Raw genomic sequence first — 19,305 nt, 5'->3', positions numbered from 1 at the left:
CCCTCTCTCATGATTAAGCTGCGCTTAATATCCCTTGAAGGGTGTTTAATTTTTGCCCGCATTACATCCCCACCCTGTAGAGGGATGGGGTATTACGACGTTTTCTGATAAAATGTATGCTTATTCCTCTGGGCGCCTCTGCGTGAGAAAAAAATTTAGATGCGTAATAGCTTACAGCAGGTAGATTCCATTATAATTGAGGCAGAGCCTCAAAATTACGTTCCCAGACTCCGGCTGGGAACGAGATAAATGTGATAAATGTGATTAAGGATGAGGAGAATTTTGGAAAATGGCTTGGTTTTGAAACCAATCCTTACCCACCTGGATACTAATATCTGAACCAATATTACCAGTGCTTTCTACGCGCACTTCCCCAAATCCCAAAAGACTACGTAATGATTCCGCACTATTTCCATCTCCTTGTTGTGCTACAATGTGAGTTACCTCTAAGGGTTGTCCCCAGGGTTTAGAGATAAAAACATTGGTATATCCGGCTTTTTCCAATGTTCTAATTAGGGGACGCAATTGTGAGCGATCGCTCCCTGTACTGTCTTGAATAGCCACACGCAAATGACTAGGATCACTGGACTGTAGTTCTGTTTTCCCTTCTAAATCAAAATGCTGGGATACTAATTTACCAATAGCTCGTCGATCTGGTACCCAGTAGCTGGCATCAAACTCACGGTTTTCACTAAAGCGCCCAGGTAACATTAACATTTGCATATTTGAGCGACTGGTTTTTGAGCCAAAACCCACCAGTGCTATTAATTCTTCAACGGATAAGTTGGTATCAATATTTTCCTTAACAACATTGAGAATTTCCGGTACTCGCGTGAGAGTTTTCGGGTTGAGAGTTTGTTCAATTAACGAACGTAACACCATTTGCTGACGCTGAATCCGACCAATATCGCCCAACTCATCATGACGATAACGTAATAATTGTAACGCTTGTTCACCGTTAAGATGTTGTTGACCTGCTTTTAAATTAATATATAAATGCTGAGAATCATCCCGATATTTCATATCTTTGGGGACATAGATATTGACCCCACCCAAAGCTTCAATTAACTTACTAACTCCTAAAACATTAATGCGTACATAGCGATCTACCCCAACTCCGCCCAAAAGATTACTAACGGTTTTCGCTGTTAAAGCCGGACCTCCCTCCACATTAGCAGCATTAATTTTTTTCATTCCATGGCCTTCAATTTCTGTGCGGGTATCTCTAGGAACAGAAAGCATGACTATTTTGTTTGTCTCTGGATCAAATTTGATCAACAACATGACATCAGAAAGACCGTCAAAAGAATTAATTTGGGGTAAATAACCGAGACTTTTGCTATCAACGGGGGGGTTCTGTATGTCTGGGGGTAGTACACTCATACCCATGAGTAGGATATTTACAGGACGAGTTAATTGAGAAAATTGTAACCCATTTCCAGAGATGCGATCGCCATCAAATACTGCTTCTTCCTGGGGACTAAGTTGAGCTTGTTGCAAAGGTGTACTTTCCCAAGAAACAGCCAACAGCGCTCCTGCAAGTCCTGATACTATAGCAATCCCTCCCATGCCCACCGTAAACCATAGCCACCGTCCCGATTTTGACGGGCGAGAAATTTTCCCCCTATATTTAGCTTTTGCGGCTCTTTTTTGTGCGGCTGATGTTTTTTGACTAGTCACAGACTTCCTCTCACCTACGATTTTGAATAACGTAAATTTGCCGACTCAATAGATCTAAAACAAATCAGACTATGATAGCTAATTTTTGATTAAGTTTGCTATGGGGAAGGCCTAAATACAATAATCTTCAACTAACTTCATTTTTATTGAAAAGTTCAGTAGTTCTTTCTTGGCCTTTGCTTATTCCCGAACATCCATATCAAAGCCAATGCGGTAGACAAACGGCTCACAGTTAGTTATTCTCGACTACTCCGACCTTTGTAGAGAGTCCACAGAGACGGAAAAAAAGCCGATAATGGGAATCAAACAGAAAATTAGTTGTGTTTTCGGGACATCTGTATCTTTTGCTGGCTGGCTATCCATAGTGGTTGATGTGATCATAAACTAAAGATGGTGAATAAAAGTCATTAAGCTAGAGCTAGTCCTAATCTGACAATTTTCAAGACAAAGCTATAGTTCTGCGGACAAAAATCAATATATTTTAGTTAAAAAAATCAACTACTTGATATATAATCCTAAGATATCAAGTATCAAGTATTAAATTAAGACTATTGCCGACACGAAAACCCAGCAATGATAGTGGTAGTTTTTTTCAAAACTTTCACAAAAGAAAGATGGCTGCGCCGTCGAAGACAGATAAACGCGTTGGGCTACAGCGTGTGAGTCTACTGAGGGATAACCGCCCCCATGCTCCTGCTAAAATAGAAAGTAAAGTCTAGCTTTGTCTAGGTTTTATATAGCAAGATCATATTCTGTAAAGAAGAAATCACCTGAGTTCTATAGTGTAATTATCTAAAAATGCAGACACGAAAGCTACTTAATTGGTGGCAAACACTGACACCCATAGCAAGATTTTTAGCAATTGCCCTACTTGCACCCCTATTAGTTCTCAATGGTTGGGCTATTGCCACAATTTTCGATTATTTTCACTCCCTGATTGTTATTTTAGTCGGAGCTTCGGTACTAGCCTTTCTCCTCAACTACCCAGTCAGTTGGATGGAAAACCACGGAGCTAAACGAGAACAAGTGGCTATCTTAGTGTTTTTATTAGCATTATCCATTTTATTAGCCCTAGGTATCACCCTGTTTCCCCTGGCACTGACTCAAGCACAACAACTGGTAGCCCGTTTACCAGAATTAATTGATTCAGGACGTTCTCAATTAATGATACTCAATGATAAAGCAGAAAGCGCGGGTTTGCCAATTAATTTGGATGCTTTAGCAACACAAATTAATGATCGCGTTAAGGGACAATTACAATCTATAGCCGGACAGGCACTAAACCTAGCTGTAGTCACTGTTACCAGTTTATTAGATTTCTTACTGACAGTAGTATTAACCTTTTATTTATTACAACATGGGGGCGAACTTTGGGAAAGCTTAGTACAATGGCTACCTTCTAAATTTCGTGATCCTTTTTCCAATACAGTCCGTTTAAGCTTTCAAAATTTTTTTATTACCCAATTAATCTTATCCACCTGTATGGCTTCTGCTCTCATTCCCGCCTTTTTGTGGTTGAAAGTCCCTTTTGGGTTATTATTTGGATTGACGATTGGACTTATGGCACTTATCCCCTTTGGTGGTTCTGTGGGTATCGCCCTGACAACTTCTTTAGTCTCACTTCAAGATGTGAGTATGGGGATAAGAGTATTAATAGCAGCGGTAATTGTACAACAAATCCTAGAAAATCTGATCGCACCGCGGATTTTAGGTAGTTTTACTGGTTTAAATCCCGTTTGGATTTTAATTTCTGTCTTGACTGGAGCGAGAATTGGCGGACTCTTGGGGGTAATTCTCGCAGTTCCCTGTGCTGTGGTCATTAAAAGCATTATCAGCGCCATTCGTCCCCCAGTTATGAATCTTGATACAGAAAAATCTTTTACTAGTCCGTAATAGCTACACCCATAACACCAGCAAAATTTGCGAAAATAGTAGGTTAACTTATTTTATCGCTGTTGTTGATCAAAGATATGAATAGGTTTCACCCAAAAACGCAAAGACGCAAAAATCAAGGTGAGAAGGGTTCAATTTCTTATGTTAGCCGAGGAGTAACTAAATACACTTAACAACATCACACCAGCGGCCGCCAAAACATACCGTCTTCCTAAACTTACGCCATAGCGTCGTTGTAAAAAATTGCTTTTGATAGGATTGATTTTCTTATGGTTCATGTTTTACCTCCATTGTGCTTTGATTTTTGCGTCTTTATCTAGTCAGACGTTGATAATGTACTATTTGTTCACTATCTCATGTCCAATTTGATCAATCCTCAACGGTTACAATTTTGGTAACGAATATCTATTTTACCTAAGTCCTATGGAATCATAGTAAATTTCCCGTCCTTAACCTCTACAAGTACAGATTGTCCTTGACGCTCCCCTTCTTTAAACTGGAGTGGATAACCAGATGTTTGATTATTGTTAAGCTTAACCTTTTGTAATCTTTCTAATACCTTAGCCCGGGTATTATCTTGGGTATTATCTTTTGATAAAGCTTGAATAAAAGCCTGGGTCGCATCAAAACTGGTTGCAGTCCGCCAACTAATACCTCCGCGCCATTTTTTTCCAGATTTTTCAGCAAAAGCCTTTGCTTGTAAAGTTTCTCTAAACCAAGGAACTGATAAAATCATTCCCTCTACAGCCTTTCTACCTTTGATTAAGGTATCATTGCTATAAAGAGTGTGTCCACCTAATAAACTTAAAGAATTATCATCATTCGCTTTAGCAATATCAATTGTAGCATTAGTGTGTTCTGTATCTGGAAACAAGATAGCAGCTTCCGCTTGAAATTCATTGATACTGATACTAACTTCTTCTCTTGGATCAAATTCTTTGTCACTTAAATCAATTGTAGGAAGTACCTTACCTCCCATTTTTTTAAATTTATTTGTAAATGCCTTTGTGATACTCTGGCTATAGGCACTGTTAGGATTATTAAAAATCACGACTTTTTTAAACCCTAGACTATTAGTATATTGAGCTAATTTTTCTCCAGCAATTTCATCAGAATCAACTACTCTAAAGAAAACTGAGCTTTTTAATAAATTACTAGTAGCAGTAGAGGAAATAATCGCTAAACCAGCTTTTTCATATTCTGGTATTACAGCTTTAGTAACATCGCTAGAATTATGTCCAATTACTCCTAATATAGAATTATCTTTGACTATTTCCTGGACTACTTGTTTTGCTTCCTCTGGGTTATTACTATCATTAGCAATGACAACTTTTAATAATAAACCGTTTGAGCCTTGATTATTATTAAATTGGTCTTGTGCTTGAGCTACACCACGTAATATTTCTTGAGCATTATCATTATTAGTTTTGCTGTCTATAGGTACAACCACGGCTAAACTCACGGAAGAACTATTTTGACTAGCGCGAGCGTTGTTGTAGTAAATTAATACTTCTGGGTCGCCAGGATTTGCTTTGACAGCTTGTTGGAATAAATTAACTGCTTCTTGATAATTACCATTTTTAAAGGCTTCAATACCCTGGTCACGAAAGCGATTATTAATATTAGAAAATAATGTTTTATCACCTCGACTAATTGTATTATTATCTGGTGCAAAAGAAGAGGAAGTTTTTAATTCCTCTTTTTTGTTAGAGGATGTTTGATCACCTTGATTATTTGTATTATTATCTGGTGTAGAAGAAGAAACAGAAATTGATCTTTCAAAATATCTTAGAAAGGAATAATTATAAAAACTAGCTACGAAAATACTAGCCGCAATTGTCATGGTAGTTGCAACTGCTGTTAAAATCATTAATGGGCGTTTTGCAGAAATATCAGTATGACTATTGCTAGGATTTGTTATAATGTTGCTTGTGTGATTATTCTCAACTATCTCTGGTAGTTGGATCATCTCTTTCTGGTTAGGAATTTTTTTTTCCTCAAATTCACGGAATTGACCGATTTGATCTTGCAGAGGATAACGTTTTATAATCCAGCGACGCACCAATTCTACTTTGATTTTCTCTCCGGTTGCATCTAAAAAACCATTGTCTACCAGTTGTTTTCGCGCTTGATTAATCAGTTGATTTTTTGCGTCAATTTTCTGAATTTCTAGTAATTTTAAGTAGTTTTTTCCAGTTTCTTGAGCTTGTGCAATTGCGGAAAAAACGACTTTTTCGGGAATAGAAAAAGCATACCAAAACCAGGATAAACCAGCTTCACCGATTTCAATCGCTGTATCTACAATTCTTTCTACGTCTGCACTAGTAATTTTAAAACTATTCTTTTCTCGCGCTCTGCTGAAAATAGCAAAGCATATTATTTGTGTACAATATGGATGTCCTGCGGATAGATTGAAAATCGCTTTGATAGCTTCTTCTTCATATTCAAGTACATTTTGGGCTGGTTTCGTAATTAATTCCTTCGTACTATCTTTATCTAACAACCCAATTTCTATCTTAGGTACATCTTCAAATATTTTCAGGATATTAAGTGTACTTGCTAAATGTTCTCCTATGGATATAACTACAAATAATTTATTATTTCTTTTAGTGATATCAGATAATCGGCGGAAAATCTTTTTTGTAAATGTTTCTATGGCCGATGATTCTAAATCTTGACCAATTAAAGCATCAAATTCATCGAGCAGTAAAACTAAATTTTTGTTTTCTAATTGTTGATAAACTTGGGGTAAGAACTGACGTTCAAAGATATTAATTTCTAATTCTAATTCTGTGGTTGTGGGTGGTGATATGCTAGTTTCTAGCTCTAAATTATCTACAATTGCTTGAGCTAGTGCTGCTAAAATACTACTCCAGGGCTGCTGACTGTAAAATGATAAATCAAAGGTAACAAAAACAAACCCATTCACTTCCGCCAATTGTTGGGGAATACTAAGGATGATAGATGATTTACCAATACGTCTTTGTCCGTATAACAATAGTAATTGTTGAGACTGTTGAAGATTCTCTTGAACAAGCTTAAATATACTTTCTCGGCCAAACAGGGACTCTCGGTAGCCAATGGGACGACCGATAATGTATGGGTTTCTGTGAAGGTTGGAAGTAGTAATCATGCTCTAATCATACATCTAGTCTCCCATTGTAACTCATTCAATGGGAACAAATTTACCATCTTTAACTTGAACAAGAATAGATTGCCCTTCGCGTTCTCTTTCTTCTGTAAACTTGAGTTGATAGCCTGATGTTTCATTGCTGTCAAGCTTGATACTTGGTAATTTTTCTAACAAATTAGTTCGTGTGGCATTGTTAGATAGAGCTTTGATAAATGCCTGGGTAGCATCAAAGCTAGTTGCAGTACGCCAACTAATACCTCCGCCCCATTCTTGCTCAGACCTTTCAGCAAATGCTATTGCTGGAGATGATTCTCTAAACCAGGGTATGGCAACAATTAAACCCTCTACATTATTACCACCCTTGTCTAAGGTTTCGTTCCCATAAAGACTGCCTCCACCTAACATTTTTAACTCTTTTACTCGTCCGCTTTGGGGATCATCCTTGAGTCTGGCATTTCTACGGGTAATTTCTGTAGCAATCTTGATGGCAGTATCAGTGCTTTGTGTATCTGGAAACAATATAGCTGCTTGTGCAAATTTATCTCTACTATAGACAGTGGCGGAAATTTCACTCCTAGTATCAAAATTGGGATCAGTTAAATTAATTAGGGGTTTACGAACCACCTCACCGCCTAATTTTTCAAAGCGATTAGTAAATACTTCTCTGATACTATTACTATAAGGGCTGTTAGGATTAGCAAAAATGACTGCTCTTTTTAATTTCAAATTATTGAAAGTGTATTCGGCTAGTTTTTTTCCAGCACTTGCATCAGAACTAACTGTCCTAAAGAAAACAGATCTTTTGAGGAAAACACTAGTCGCGGTGGGAGAAATAATTGCTAAACCAGCTTTTTCGTATTCCGGTAATGCTTCTTTTGTAGCATCACTAGAATTATGTCCAATTACACCTAATATGGAATCATCTTTAACTAATTGTTGTGCTACTTGTTGCGCTGATTTGGTGTTATCATCGTTAGCAATGACAATTTCAAGAAACCTATTATTTAAACCTTTATTATCGTTAAATTGGTTTTGAGCTTGTGCCACACCACGTAAGATTTCTTGAGCGTCATTTGGGTTAGTACCTATGGGTACAACGACAGCCAATATAAAGGGAGAATCCTGTTGACGAGCGCGGGCATTATTATAGTAAATTACTACTTCTGGATCCTTTTGCTTTGCTTCTATGGCCTGTTGAAATAACTTAGCCGCTTCTTGATAATTACCATTTTTGAAAGCTGCAATACCTTGGTCACGAGAGGGATTATTATTATTAGGAAATAATGTTCTTTCACCTCGGCTAATTTTGCTATTATCTACCACACAAAAAACACCTAATTCTTTCTTTTCACCTGGTGGACAGGTTCTAGAAAGCTGCTGATAAATACCAAAACCGAAAACAGATACAACCGTAGTTAAAGCAACAAATGTAACAGGTATTTTCATGATTTGTCTGAATGGGTTCGGTTTTACTGTAGTTTGATTTGCTATGATTTGTGGTTGTGAGTTTAGGTTTTCTACACCTTTTAATACTGTAGTTTGATTTGCTATGATTTGTGATTGTGAGCTTAGGTTTTCTACACCTTTTAACTTAGATTCAAAAGCTCCAATTTCTGCCAATTTATCCTGAGATAATTGTCTATTGGGATCAATTTGTAAAACTCGTTCATACTGTTGTCTGGCGCGAGCAAAGTCTTCATTAATGGTCAGGTTATGTGCGTATTGTTCTAATGTTTCTATAAAACCGTCTTTGCTCTCTTCTGGAGCAATTTTATAGGCTTGTGCATACAGTTCTAAAGCTTTATCTAAATTGTTTGCTTGGGAATATTCTGTAACTAGATCAAATACAGGCTGTAAGACCGTTTCCTGTTGATCATTAATAGAGTAAAATTTGTAAGCCCGACTGTAAAGTTCAAAAGCTTGGTCGAATTTTTCTACCTGTAAATATTCTTTCGCCAGAGAGGTTACAGTTTGAAAATTATTAGGATTAATTCCTAATGCTTCTTCATAAAGTTGTAATGCTATTTGCGGTTTGTTTTGTGCTACCGAACAAAGATTCTCAACGTCTTGCTTATCAACTTCTGCTAAATTACTAATCTCATCTTTTAGCTGATGTTTCTGCAATAACCAAAGCCGGACTAACTCAATTTTGACTCTTTTGAAATCATTTAAAAAACCATAGTCAGCCATTTCTTTGATTACCTGAGTTAAGGAATCTGTTAATATGCCATAATTCCTTAGTAGTAGTTTGGGGCTATAGGAAACTCGGTCGTCTTGCTCTTCTCTATGTTGAGCTTCTGCTGCTGCTGAAAAAACAACTTGTGCTTGAGGATATAAACCATCCCAAAACCATGCTAAACCACCTGCCCCTGTTTCAATTGCTTTATCTATGATAGTTTTAACATTTTCTGCATTTATTGTCCATATCTGACGTTCCCGCGCTAAATTGAAAAGCTCATAGCAAATTACTTGAGTGAAATAAGGATGACCTGCTGATAAACTCAATATCTCTTCTATTGCATTTGGCTGATAGGTAACAACTCCTCGAACAGGTCTGGTAATCAGCATTTCAGCACTATCTCTGTCCAAAAAACTGATTTCTTTATAGGGTGATTCTCTCAGCAAATCAAGTAGATTTGGTAGTTCTTTAAGATGTCGTCCCACTACGGGAATAATAAATAATCGTTCTGGCCATTTTGAAAACCAGTTATTGATTAATCTGAAAAATTCTACATTACCTTCGTTATTTGCTTCACTTAAAACATCGAACTCATCTAACAATAAAACCAGCTTTTTTTCACCTAATATATTGTATATTTGAGTTAAAAAATCCTCATGGAAAATTGTAGGATTATCTTCTATATCTTCTGCTGTAGGAGTAAGACTATTTCCTATTTTTTCTCCAATTCTCTGTGCTAAATAGTGTAGAATTTGATTGATGGGATGTTTCCGATTATCACCGACAAAAACCTGGAGATCAAAATCAATAAAAACAAATTGATCCTCACTGATCTTTTGAGGAATTTGTTTGAGTACAGAGGATTTACCAATCCGTCTTTGACCATATAAGAGAATTAGTGGAGTATTTTGTTCTAAAGTATCTTTAATAAACTCAAATAAACTTTGTCTACCAAAAAATTGGTCTGGTTTGTCAATAACAGAACCTATAATGTAAGGATTTCTCTGCTGTTGTGGATTAATCATATTATTTGTACTCCTCACCGATTATAGACTTGGTTTTAAATAAAAATGGGATATTGATATTATCCATTTTCTGTATAATTTACGCAATATATTACTGAAAATTTTATTTTGGTTTATTTTGGTTTATTTTGGTTTATTTTGGTTTATTTTTGTGTACGGGTAATTCATGAATTACCCCTACTTTGTATTTTACAGCAGTAGGGTGTGTTAGCGTCAGCGTAACGCACCTGAGATTTCTTCAGATTTAGATAAGTAGTAGTAGGGTGTGTTAGCGTCAGCGTAACGCACCTGAGATTTTTTAAGATTTAGATAAGTCCTATCCAAATAATATCTCACGACCAAATTTAAGGAGGGATACAACCGTATCTTGATGCTGACCTGACCAAGTAATTGCTTTTTTCATCTCCTCAACTTGTCCATGACTCATCAGATTAAGAAATACTCTCTCGCGTTTTCTGATTTCACTAGCTTTTGTATTCCAAATCTCCTGAATTACCCACTTTTTCATAATTGAAGAAGTGAATAAATATATCTTTTCTTTTTCTTTTGGTAACTTTGGTTTTGGACTGATTACCGAAACAATTACCCCCTGTTCTTCTAATTCAGTTAAACTGCGTTCATTTTGATTCAAAATGCGACCCATACCTTTTAAATCAAAGTCTTTCTGCTCTAAATGACCCTCTAAATCTAACAAAACAATCAGCATTAACAAAGTTTTTTGTTGGTCATTACATCTTTTCCAAACTGTTTCAAAAATCTGTTTAGTATCCCTTTCAAAATCACTATTAAATTTATTGATATCAACTTCTTCTCCTTGTTGTCTTGCTATGTTTAGTAAAAAACCGGCAATTTGTATTAAAGTCGGGTGACTACCAGTAATATTTCTAATTCCAGTTCTTAATTCTGGTGGAAATACTGATATTGATAATAATTGCTCTGTTTCCTGGTAATCAAATTTTTTCAAAGATTGATACAGATAGTGATTATACCAAGGAGAAGCATTTGGCTTGAGTGGTGGACCAATTTCATTGAGGCGCTGAAGTGAGGTGACAATCATGGTAAGTTTTTTGTTAGCACCATGAACAGCTAAACTACGACATTGAGCTAAAAATGTTTCTCGATCAGATTCCGTATATCCCTCATTGGTTTCTAAGGCCGCGTCAAAGTCATCTACCAACAAAACCAGGAATTTATTTTTTCTACCTAACTTTGTTATAGCTTGACCTAGAGTATCATTTGTAATATTATTCCCTCTTAAGTTTCTAATTTCTGCTTGTAGTTCTGGCTCATTTTCTAATTTATCATCCATAATCGTCAAAATTTCTGCCCAGAACTTAGCAGGAGTAAAGGGGTATAAACTCTGACAACTGAATAATACAATTACAGCGGGAGATGAATCTAGTCCATATTCTACCCAGGTTTGGGGACAAGCAACTTTGTATAAGTAGGAAGTTTTCCCCATTCCTGGACCACCCCAAATAGCTAAATGACTGCGAGCATGAATTGTGTCAAAAGCGGCTGTGATTTCAGATGTGCGACCGATAAAATATTCTGGAGGAACTGGTATATTGGCGAAGAAAGGATTAGCCATATTTCGGAGATCCTAATTCTGACGTTATTAGCCATTATAGTGGATTATGGTCAGAATACAGGTTATCTCCTGGCGATTCCTGACCTATTAAAAAATTCGGGGATCTGAGTGGATGTTAGATAGTTCTCTAAGTATGATTTTATGCGATTAATTCTCTACAGCAAGCCCGGTTGTCACCTTTGTGAAGGATTGCAGGAAAAATTAGCCCAAATCAAAACTCTCAGTTTTGAGCTAGAAATTCGGGATATTACCACTGATAAAAATTGGTTTGCGATGTTTCAATATGAAATACCTGTACTCTATTTTGTCACTGATGAGGGTAAGGAACAAGCCATATCCCGTCCCTCTCCTCGTCTCAGTGTCGAAGGACTGGAAAAATTCTTATGTAAGTATGTAAAAACTTGAATTTGAGTATATTTACATTTTGCACCAGTCCCGAAAAATGCCTCCGAATTAATGCCTAAATATTTGGTAGTGAGGACTTTAGTCCTCTCATAGAGAAACTATAAGCAAAATCAGGGCTAAAGCCCTGACTACAGATAATACGTGATAGGTTTTTGTGACACCCGTGTAAATCCTAAATCGAGTTTGCTGAAAAATTTGTAAAGTTTTATTTAGAGAGCTAATTCTGTTAAGATTCTTTTCATAAACATTAAAATATATAACCAACCCCATGACATTATTAATAGTCGGTGCAACTGGCACATTGGGAAGACAAGTAGCCCGTCGCGCAATTGATGAAGGATACAAAGTCCGCTGTTTAGTTCGCAGTCCTAAAAAAGCAGCTTTTCTCAAGGAATGGGGCGCTGAACTGGTACGCGGAAACTTATGTAATCCTCAAACCCTTGCAGAAGCCTTGACTGGTGTAACCGCAGTTATTGATGCCGCCACATCTCGTGCCACGGATTCTCTGACTATTAAGGAGGTAGACTGGGATGGGAAAGTAGCTTTAATTAAAGCTGCTAAAGTTGCGGGTGTGGAAAGGTTTATCTTTTTTTCGATTTTAGATGCTGATCAATACCCCAATGTTCCGCTGATGGAAATTAAACGCTGTACCGAAGTGTTTTTGGCAGAATCTGGCTTAAACTATACAATTTTACGTCTAGCTGGTTTTATGCAAGGTTTAATTGGTCAATATGGTATACCTATTTTGGAAAAACAACCTGTATGGGTAACAGGTAAGTCTTCACAAATCGCCTACATGGATACCCAGGATATTGCTAAATTCGCTATTCGTGCTTTGAGTGTGCCAGAAACGGAAAAGCAGTCTTTCCCTGTGGTGGGAACTCGGGCTTGGGGTGCTGAGGAAATTATTGATCTTTGTGAAAACTTATCTGATAGAGACGCAAAAGTTACACGAATGCCCCTGGCTTTACTACGGACTGTCCAAAATTTCCTCCGCTTTTTTCAATGGGGATGGAATGTTGCAGATAGATTGGCTTTTACAGAGGTTTTAGCCAGTGGTAAAGCTTTAAATGCAGAAAATATGGAGGAAGTATATACTGTCTTTGGGTTGGACAAAGAACAAACAACCACCCTGGAAGTTTACTTACAAGAATACTTCAGCCGGATTATGAAGAAGCTAAAAGAGTTAGATTACGAAAAAGCTAAGGTCAAAAAGCTCAAAAGCCAAAAGACTCCTTTTAAACAATCTTCCAAGGCCAATAGTCAATAAATTGGATTTTGGATTTTGGAGTTCTTCCTGATTTCTATCCCTAACAAAAAGACTTTTTCAACAAATGTGAGACTAATGGTTATATTGGTCAAAAATGTGTAACCATTAGATACAGAAAAAGCATCCCTTAAACTTGGATATTTGAGTGTGCCGAAAGCAGGCATTATCTATAACGACGTGAAACCGATAGCGAGTAGTGTCGCTATTCAACTAAAAGACAAGCTCACCGCTGCTGGTTGGGATGTTTACATCACTGCGAGTATCGGTGGTATATTGGGTTATTCCCAACCGGATAGCCTTGTCTTTCACACACCTATCGAAGGTCTTACGCCCCCTGGCTTTGACTCAGATATGAAATTTGCAGTGGTGTTGGGGGGAGATGGTACGGTGTTAGCAGCATCTCGCTTAGTCGCCCCCTCTGGTATCCCCATGTTGACGGTCAATACGGGTCACATGGGATTTTTGACGGAAACTTATCTCAACCAGTTGCCTGAAGCCATAGAACAGGTAATGGCTGATAAATATGAAGTTGAAGATAGGGTCATGCTCACCGTCAAAGTTCTCCGGGGAGATACGGTGACATGGGAAGCTCTCTGCTTAAATGAAATGGTGTTACATCGAGAACCTCTAACTTGTATGTGCCATTTTGAAATAGCAGTGGGGCGACATTCTCCAGTGGATATTGCGGCAGATGGTATTATTGTTTCTACTCCCACAGGTTCTACAGCTTATTCATTAAGCGCGGGGGGGCCAGTAATTACTCCTGGTGTCCCCGTTTTACAGTTAGTACCCATTTGTCCCCATTCCTTAGCTTCTAGGGCTTTGGTGTTTCCCGATCATGAACCGATTAATATCTATCCGGTGAATATTCCCCGATTGGTGATGGTGGTAGATGGTAATGGTGGATGTTATATTTTAGCAGAAGATCGGGTATATTTAGAGCGATCGCCCTATAGCGCCAGATTTATCCGTTTACAGCGACCTGAGTTTTTCCGTGTTCTCCGGGAAAAACTAGGTTGGGGTTTACCACATATTGCTAAACCTTCTTCTGTAGAATTGCCTTAGTTGTCAGTTGTTCAGTTAGGTAAATGCCAACTTAGTGTAACTCGCACTTCTCCATTCGGTAAAACTGATATTTCCCATACACCATCTAGAAGTTCGTTGGCTATAGTATCCATGATTTTAGTACCATAGCCGCCTTTTTTGGGTCTATAAGTAGATGCTAAAATAGCTCCATCATTTGCTATTACTAAAGTACATTTATCTGCGGGGATACACATTGATTTTTTTTGTGAGTAAAAATACTATCGGTGAAAGGTTAATTTTAAAGAGCGTAAGCGTTGCGCTCCGCAGGAATAGCACTAACTCAACATAACTCTGGAGTAGCGATCGCTATACACCGCTATACACAATAACTCTTTTCGTGCAAATTTGATTTTTGATTATTTCTAGGGAGAATTCATCATGAGTAAGTTGCTTTCTGTGTTCACCATCCCGCTTTTAGCTGTGGGATTTTTATTAGCTAAATCTCAAGAAGCAAAAGCTGATTTTAAAGTGTGTAATCAAGGCAGTGAAACCGCTTGTACTGCTGTTTCTTACAAACAAGATCATCGATGGTTTACTGAAGGTTGGTTTTTAATAGACTCTAATAACTGCGCTACAGTTTATTATTGATCAGTTAGTAATAAAAAGATGCTCATTCATGCACAAACTGTTTCTGGAGGTGAAATTACTACAGGTTCAAGTTTAAGATGTATAATTTATTATCAACAACAAAAGAATTATCGAATTGGAGATTCTGAGAATCCTAATCGCTGCAGAGTTACTAATCGTGGTATGGCGGGATTTCGTTCAATTCCAGTTACAACTGAAGATGATAACTCTTTTGAGCTAACTGATTAAGGCTCTCCCAAACTGTTAATAAAATTAATAAGCTCTTTTGATAAGAGGATGATTTTAGGCGATTCCTATGTTGCGGTTTGCGATCGCTTTTTCATAACATGATGATTATGGGCGATCCTATCTTAGTATTCAGATCTCTGACTTCTTAGAGGAGTCGGGTATCTATTTTAACAAAATTATATTTAATACCATATAATTACTTATTGACATAATATGCTAGTTTTAGCATACTTAACATTACATGAATGAAAAACAAGAAAAGCCTCTCAGATGGATTGCAAGCGCCCTTAATGATTTAAAGAAGTTTCCTGAAGATGTACAGGATGTCATGGGTTACGCTCTTGATTTGGCACAACATGGACAAAAACACCCTGATGCAAAACCTCTACGCGGGTTCTCTGGAGCAGGTGTTTTAGAAATTGTAGATGATTTGGATGGGGATACATATAGGGCAATTTATACTGTTAAATTTGAGGGTGTTATCTACTTACTACATTCCTTCCAAAAGAAATCAAAACATGGTATTGCTACACCAAAACAAGATATAGAATTAGTTAAAAAAAGATTGAAAATCGCTCAAGAAAATTATTTACAACAAACTACCGAAAAAATGGAGTAAAAAAATGCCAGAAGAAAATCAAGTTGAGGTTAGTAGCGGAAATGTATTTGCTGACTTAGGTTTATCTAATCCTGAAGAAAGATTATTGAAAGCTGAGTTAGTCCGTAAAATCAGTGAAATCATTACTAATCTAAATTTAACACAAGTTCAAGCAGCCGAAATTCTAGGCATAGATCAACCAAAAGTTTCTCTACTAATTAGAGGTAGATTAAGTGGCTTCTCAACTGATAGGTTGATGGACTATCTAAACAAGTTAGGTAGTGATGTAGAGATTACAGTTAAACCTAAACCTGAAAATCGCAAGTTTGCTCAGATAATTGTAGTCTAATAATTATTTCCAAACTCAATATACTTCGGTTATGGCGATATCACTGCCATCGCTCTTTTCGATAAGAGGATGATTTTGGGCGATCCTAGTATTCAGATCCCCGACTTCTTTGAGAAGTCGGGAATCTAGTTCCTCTGGTTGCAAGCAGCCGTTGATACAATCTGAAATGGGATATTCTCTAGAACAATTTCCGGTAATTGACCCGATCCAAGCACCTCTTTGGCATCAAGAATTTCCACACCAACTAAAACTTCACCAGCACCAATGTTTAGTGCTATTTCATCACTTAATCGTAAAGTACGACATTCATGATCTCCATCAACTAGGCGAATATAAAGTGAATCAGTTTCTTGATCATAACTAATTTTCATAGCATTACTTTCCTCAAAAATAAAATGTATATACAGTAATTACTACAATCTCCATCTCACTTTCGGCAATAATTGGTGAAACTCGTTTAATAGAATAGGAGCGCCCTTGCCATTCTCCATTAAACTGAAAGTCGTAACGATATTCAAGTCTGCCTTGTTTGGCTTGCTTGTGACTACCATTAAGAATTGCTTCAGTGACTTCTATCTCATTTGTACCACGCTCTAAGCATTGCAATAAAGCGTGTTTAGTAAAACGAATTGGTTTGATAAAATTTACATACTGCGATCGCTCTTTTAATGACAGGATTATCTATCAACCCAAAATGCACTGTAAAAGATTTTGTAGTGCTTGTCTAGTCTCTCTATTTACAAAACATCTATATGTATGACAGCACTTCACTAAAATTATTATTGTTTTAATTGCGTTGGGAAACTTTCTCTAGAGATGTCACCAGAAAATTGGTAACTTGAGTTAGTATTGTGTGAAATGCCAGTAGCACAGTAACAGCTTATAACTCATATTGATTAACAATTCCCAGCAAATGATAGCTATTCACAATTCCTCTGTTTTTGTTTTGGTGATTGAACCAGATGAAACTCTAGCTAATCAGTTAGCTTTTGATTTACAAGAAGCTGGTTATGATGCAATTGTAACTCATGATGCAGTCAATGGATTAGAATACTGCGGCGATACCTGTGGCGGTCAAAGCCTTAACCAACCAGCTTTAATTGTTATAGACCGGATGCTGATTGGAGAATCTGGATTATCTTTATGTAAAAATCTCAGAAATATGGGTAATCGTTCTCCTGTACTGATTTTAATGGCCAGAGATACAATAGATGATCGGATAGCTTGTTTAGACGCTGGTGCTAATGATTATATTCTGAAGCCTTACCGTTCGGAAGATTTTCTCAAGCTGATTCATCTGTATCTTAAACCGGATCTTGAGAATATAGAGCAATTGCGCTTTGGAGATTTGGTTTTGGATATAGGAACGCGTCGCGCTATTTACAATAGCAAAGCTATTGACTTAACCATGAAGGAATTTGAACTATTAAAGTTCTTAATGGAACATCCCCGCGAAGTATTAAGCCGCGAACAAATTTTAGAGAATGTTTGGGGTTACGACTTTATGGGTGAATCTAATGTGATTGAGGTCTATATTCGTTATCTTCGCCTCAAAATTGAAGAAGAGGGTAAAAAACGCCTGATTCAAACTGTACGCGGTGTAGGTTACGTACTCAGAGACTCCTAAAATCCATAAACCGAGAAATAATCACAAATAAAATCTAAATTTGTGGGCGATTTGGCAGAAATTAAGTAGGATAGTTAGAATCTAAATTGCAGTAAATAAACTAATTGTCAACTGTCAATAATTAATTACTAATTACCCATTCCCTCTTCCGTATATCAATTATGATTCATTGGCTCAGTTTATTTTCAGTATTACTTAGTATTTTACTAACGGGCTGTTCACCACCCACCACAGCTAAATCTCCTCCTGTGATATCAGAATCTCAAGCCCAAATACCAGTAAATGCTGGTCAAAATCTGCCAATTTCAGCAATTGCGACTTTCCCTAAAGATGTAAAAATTGAGTTGGAAGTAGCAGAAACACCGGAACAGCAAATGATGGGTTTAATGTATAGACCAACTTTAGCAGATAACCGAGGAATGCTGTTTGTTTTTCCGTCATCACAACCAGTAAGATTTTGGATGAAAAATGTCCCCGTGGCTTTAGATATGGTCTTTATCAAAAAAGGTGTAGTTGAGTATATACAAAAATCTGCTCCTCCTTGTAATGGAGAGCCTTGTCCTACTTATGGTCCTCCTGTACCTATCAATCAAGTAATTGAACTCAGGTCAGGACGAGCAGCAGAATTAAAATTAAAAAGAGGAGATCATATCAAAATTGATTTCGTTAGTCCTGGAACCTCTCAGTAAACAGTATTTAATTGCTGATTATAGCGTTTCTGGCGTTACATAATGACCTATGAGTTATGTTTCGCACCAAGGCGCAAAGGAAAAGAGATTTTTAATTTTCCAATTTTATACCTCCATTACTCTATCACCATGCAGGACGTGAATGTAAATTACTGTTAGTTCACAGATATGTTATAATCGCGGCAATCATCCTGGCAAAATGCCATTAGAAAACCGCATTTATCTATGTCCTGAGTGTGGACACACAGAAGACGGAGACTTAAATGCAGTAAAAAAGATAGAACGATGGTTTGAAGGGATTTTTGTCCCGGATTATTCGGAAATGGCGGTAAGTTCTACCGTGTCAGTTTGTGGATTAGCATTAGCCTAAATAAGATCAAATTTTAGGTTTTCCTAGTTAAAATTACCACATTAGATATAAGTAGCAAAAATCTCTCTTTTGATATAAAACTTTAAAAAATGGTTATGGAGAAGAATGCAATATTTTCCTTCTATATAACCTAACAATGTTGATCTACTTGCAGCAGGGTGACAAATAAAATACTGGCTACATATACCCGCAAAATAGATAAACAATCTATAATTATACATTTCCCCCATGTGAGATACAAATGGTAATATCAAGATATTCTCGGCTGATTAATTTTCTCCAGGAAGATTTAGCAATTTCCTCTGCTTCCCTGGCTGTAGCATTGCGTAACCGTGATCAAGATCCTGGTTCTTTAACAATGACTCTTTGGCAATATGGTTTAATTACTCTAGAACAGTTAGAACAAATTTATGATTGGCTGGAAACAGCATAAGGAAGAGGTCACAGGTAACAGGTGAAAGGTAACAGTTCAGAGAGAACAATTACCCATTACCCATTACCCATTACCCATTACCCATTACCCATTACCCATTACCCATTACCCATTACCCATTACCCATTACCCATTACCCATTACCCATTACCCATTACCCA

20 protein-coding genes are annotated in these 19,305 nt (G+C 37.2%); 12 read left to right on the top strand and 8 right to left on the bottom strand.

Translation table 11 applies throughout. From position 1 onward, the window contains the following. Window positions 1-264: 264 nt before the first annotated feature. A complete protein-coding gene (locus tag H6F39_RS18655; protein ID WP_137908388.1) occupies window positions 265-1,680 on the bottom strand; it encodes an LCP family protein in 1,416 nt (471 codons plus the stop codon). Window positions 1,681-2,478: 798 nt separating this feature from the next. On the opposite strand from H6F39_RS18655, the gene H6F39_RS18650 reads away from it, so the two are divergent. Beyond that, window positions 2,479-3,573, top strand: a complete 1,095-nt coding sequence (locus H6F39_RS18650) for an AI-2E family transporter (RefSeq protein WP_228036683.1) — start codon at window positions 2,479-2,481, stop codon at window positions 3,571-3,573. Between the two features lie 131 nt (window positions 3,574-3,704). Here H6F39_RS18650 and H6F39_RS18645 read toward each other — a convergent pair whose 3' ends face one another. From H6F39_RS18645 to H6F39_RS18630, 4 genes are all read right to left on the bottom strand, one after another. After that, window positions 3,705-3,851: a hypothetical protein gene (locus H6F39_RS18645; protein WP_236097140.1), complete on the bottom strand. Its 147-nt coding sequence runs from the start codon at window positions 3,849-3,851 to the stop codon at window positions 3,705-3,707. 143 nt (window positions 3,852-3,994) lie between these two features. After that, window positions 3,995-6,706: an ABC transporter substrate-binding protein gene (locus H6F39_RS18640; RefSeq protein WP_190397197.1), complete on the bottom strand. Its 2,712-nt coding sequence runs from the start codon at window positions 6,704-6,706 to the stop codon at window positions 3,995-3,997. 33 nt (window positions 6,707-6,739) lie between these two features. After that, a complete protein-coding gene (locus H6F39_RS18635; RefSeq protein WP_190397196.1) occupies window positions 6,740-9,910 on the bottom strand; it encodes an ABC transporter substrate-binding protein in 3,171 nt (1,056 codons plus the stop codon). A gap of 316 nt (window positions 9,911-10,226) precedes the next feature. Further along, window positions 10,227-11,501, bottom strand: a complete 1,275-nt coding sequence (locus tag H6F39_RS18630; RefSeq protein ID WP_190397195.1) for an ATP-binding protein — start codon at window positions 11,499-11,501, stop codon at window positions 10,227-10,229. A 141-nt stretch (window positions 11,502-11,642) separates the two neighbouring features. On the opposite strand from H6F39_RS18630, the gene H6F39_RS18625 reads away from it, so the two are divergent. From H6F39_RS18625 to H6F39_RS18615, 3 genes are all read left to right on the top strand, one after another. Continuing rightward, on the top strand, window positions 11,643-11,906 hold the full coding sequence (locus tag H6F39_RS18625) for a glutaredoxin family protein (protein ID WP_190397194.1): 264 nt from the start codon (window positions 11,643-11,645) through the stop codon (window positions 11,904-11,906). A gap of 268 nt (window positions 11,907-12,174) precedes the next feature. Then, window positions 12,175-13,176 (top strand): SDR family oxidoreductase, encoded by a 1,002-nt coding sequence (locus H6F39_RS18620; RefSeq protein ID WP_137908393.1) that lies wholly within the window; start codon window positions 12,175-12,177, stop codon window positions 13,174-13,176. 147 nt (window positions 13,177-13,323) lie between these two features. Next, window positions 13,324-14,241 (top strand): NAD(+) kinase, encoded by a 918-nt coding sequence (locus H6F39_RS18615; protein ID WP_190372730.1) that lies wholly within the window; start codon window positions 13,324-13,326, stop codon window positions 14,239-14,241. A gap of 11 nt (window positions 14,242-14,252) precedes the next feature. On the opposite strand, the gene H6F39_RS18610 is transcribed toward H6F39_RS18615, so the two are convergent. Further along, window positions 14,253-14,456, bottom strand: a complete 204-nt coding sequence (locus tag H6F39_RS18610) for a hypothetical protein (protein ID WP_137908395.1) — start codon at window positions 14,454-14,456, stop codon at window positions 14,253-14,255. Between the two features lie 184 nt (window positions 14,457-14,640). On the opposite strand from H6F39_RS18610, the gene H6F39_RS18605 reads away from it, so the two are divergent. From H6F39_RS18605 to H6F39_RS18590, 4 genes are all read left to right on the top strand, one after another. Further along, a complete protein-coding gene (locus H6F39_RS18605) occupies window positions 14,641-14,850 on the top strand; it encodes a DUF1036 domain-containing protein (protein WP_190372729.1) in 210 nt (69 codons plus the stop codon). 18 nt (window positions 14,851-14,868) lie between these two features. Beyond that, window positions 14,869-15,078 carry a hypothetical protein gene (locus H6F39_RS18600; RefSeq protein WP_137908397.1) on the top strand — a complete coding sequence of 70 codons (210 nt, stop codon included), beginning with the start codon at window positions 14,869-14,871 and terminating at the stop codon, window positions 15,076-15,078. A 241-nt stretch (window positions 15,079-15,319) separates the two neighbouring features. Next, window positions 15,320-15,697, top strand: a complete 378-nt coding sequence (locus tag H6F39_RS18595) for a type II toxin-antitoxin system RelE/ParE family toxin (protein WP_137908398.1) — start codon at window positions 15,320-15,322, stop codon at window positions 15,695-15,697. A 4-nt stretch (window positions 15,698-15,701) separates the two neighbouring features. Further along, entirely contained in the window at window positions 15,702-16,025 is a 324-nt protein-coding gene (locus tag H6F39_RS18590) for a helix-turn-helix domain-containing protein (RefSeq protein ID WP_137908399.1), read from the top strand. A 125-nt stretch (window positions 16,026-16,150) separates the two neighbouring features. Here the strand turns inward: H6F39_RS18590 and H6F39_RS18585 are convergent, their stop codons facing one another. Together H6F39_RS18585 and H6F39_RS18580 are read right to left on the bottom strand one after the other, a co-directional pair. Further along, entirely contained in the window at window positions 16,151-16,396 is a 246-nt protein-coding gene (locus H6F39_RS18585) for a DUF2283 domain-containing protein (RefSeq protein WP_137908400.1), read from the bottom strand. Between the two features lie 13 nt (window positions 16,397-16,409). Beyond that, complete coding sequence (locus H6F39_RS18580) at window positions 16,410-16,631, bottom strand: hypothetical protein (protein ID WP_137908401.1); 222 nt, start codon at window positions 16,629-16,631, stop codon at window positions 16,410-16,412. Window positions 16,632-16,938: 307 nt separating this feature from the next. Between H6F39_RS18580 and nblR the strand changes: the two genes are divergently transcribed. The 4 genes from nblR (at window position 16,939) to H6F39_RS18560 (ending at window position 19,144) form a co-directional block, all read left to right on the top strand. Further along, complete coding sequence (gene nblR / locus H6F39_RS18575; RefSeq protein WP_137908430.1) at window positions 16,939-17,652, top strand: response regulator transcription factor NblR; 714 nt, start codon at window positions 16,939-16,941, stop codon at window positions 17,650-17,652. Between the two features lie 161 nt (window positions 17,653-17,813). Next, a complete protein-coding gene (locus H6F39_RS18570; protein ID WP_137908402.1) occupies window positions 17,814-18,341 on the top strand; it encodes a DUF192 domain-containing protein in 528 nt (175 codons plus the stop codon). A 199-nt stretch (window positions 18,342-18,540) separates the two neighbouring features. After that, the gene (locus H6F39_RS18565; RefSeq protein ID WP_236097141.1) at window positions 18,541-18,711 is read left to right on the top strand and encodes a hypothetical protein; all 171 of its coding nucleotides are present in this window, start codon (window positions 18,541-18,543) and stop codon (window positions 18,709-18,711) included. Between the two features lie 241 nt (window positions 18,712-18,952). Beyond that, entirely contained in the window at window positions 18,953-19,144 is a 192-nt protein-coding gene (locus H6F39_RS18560; RefSeq protein ID WP_137908403.1) for a DUF2949 domain-containing protein, read from the top strand. The last annotated feature ends 161 nt before the right edge of the window (window positions 19,145-19,305 follow it).

It is taken from the genome of Dolichospermum sp. FACHB-1250, assembly GCF_014696335.1.
Classification (GTDB): domain Bacteria; phylum Cyanobacteriota; class Cyanobacteriia; order Cyanobacteriales; family Nostocaceae; genus Dolichospermum; species Dolichospermum planctonicum.
This window is presented reverse-complemented; position numbering and strand designations above follow the sequence as displayed.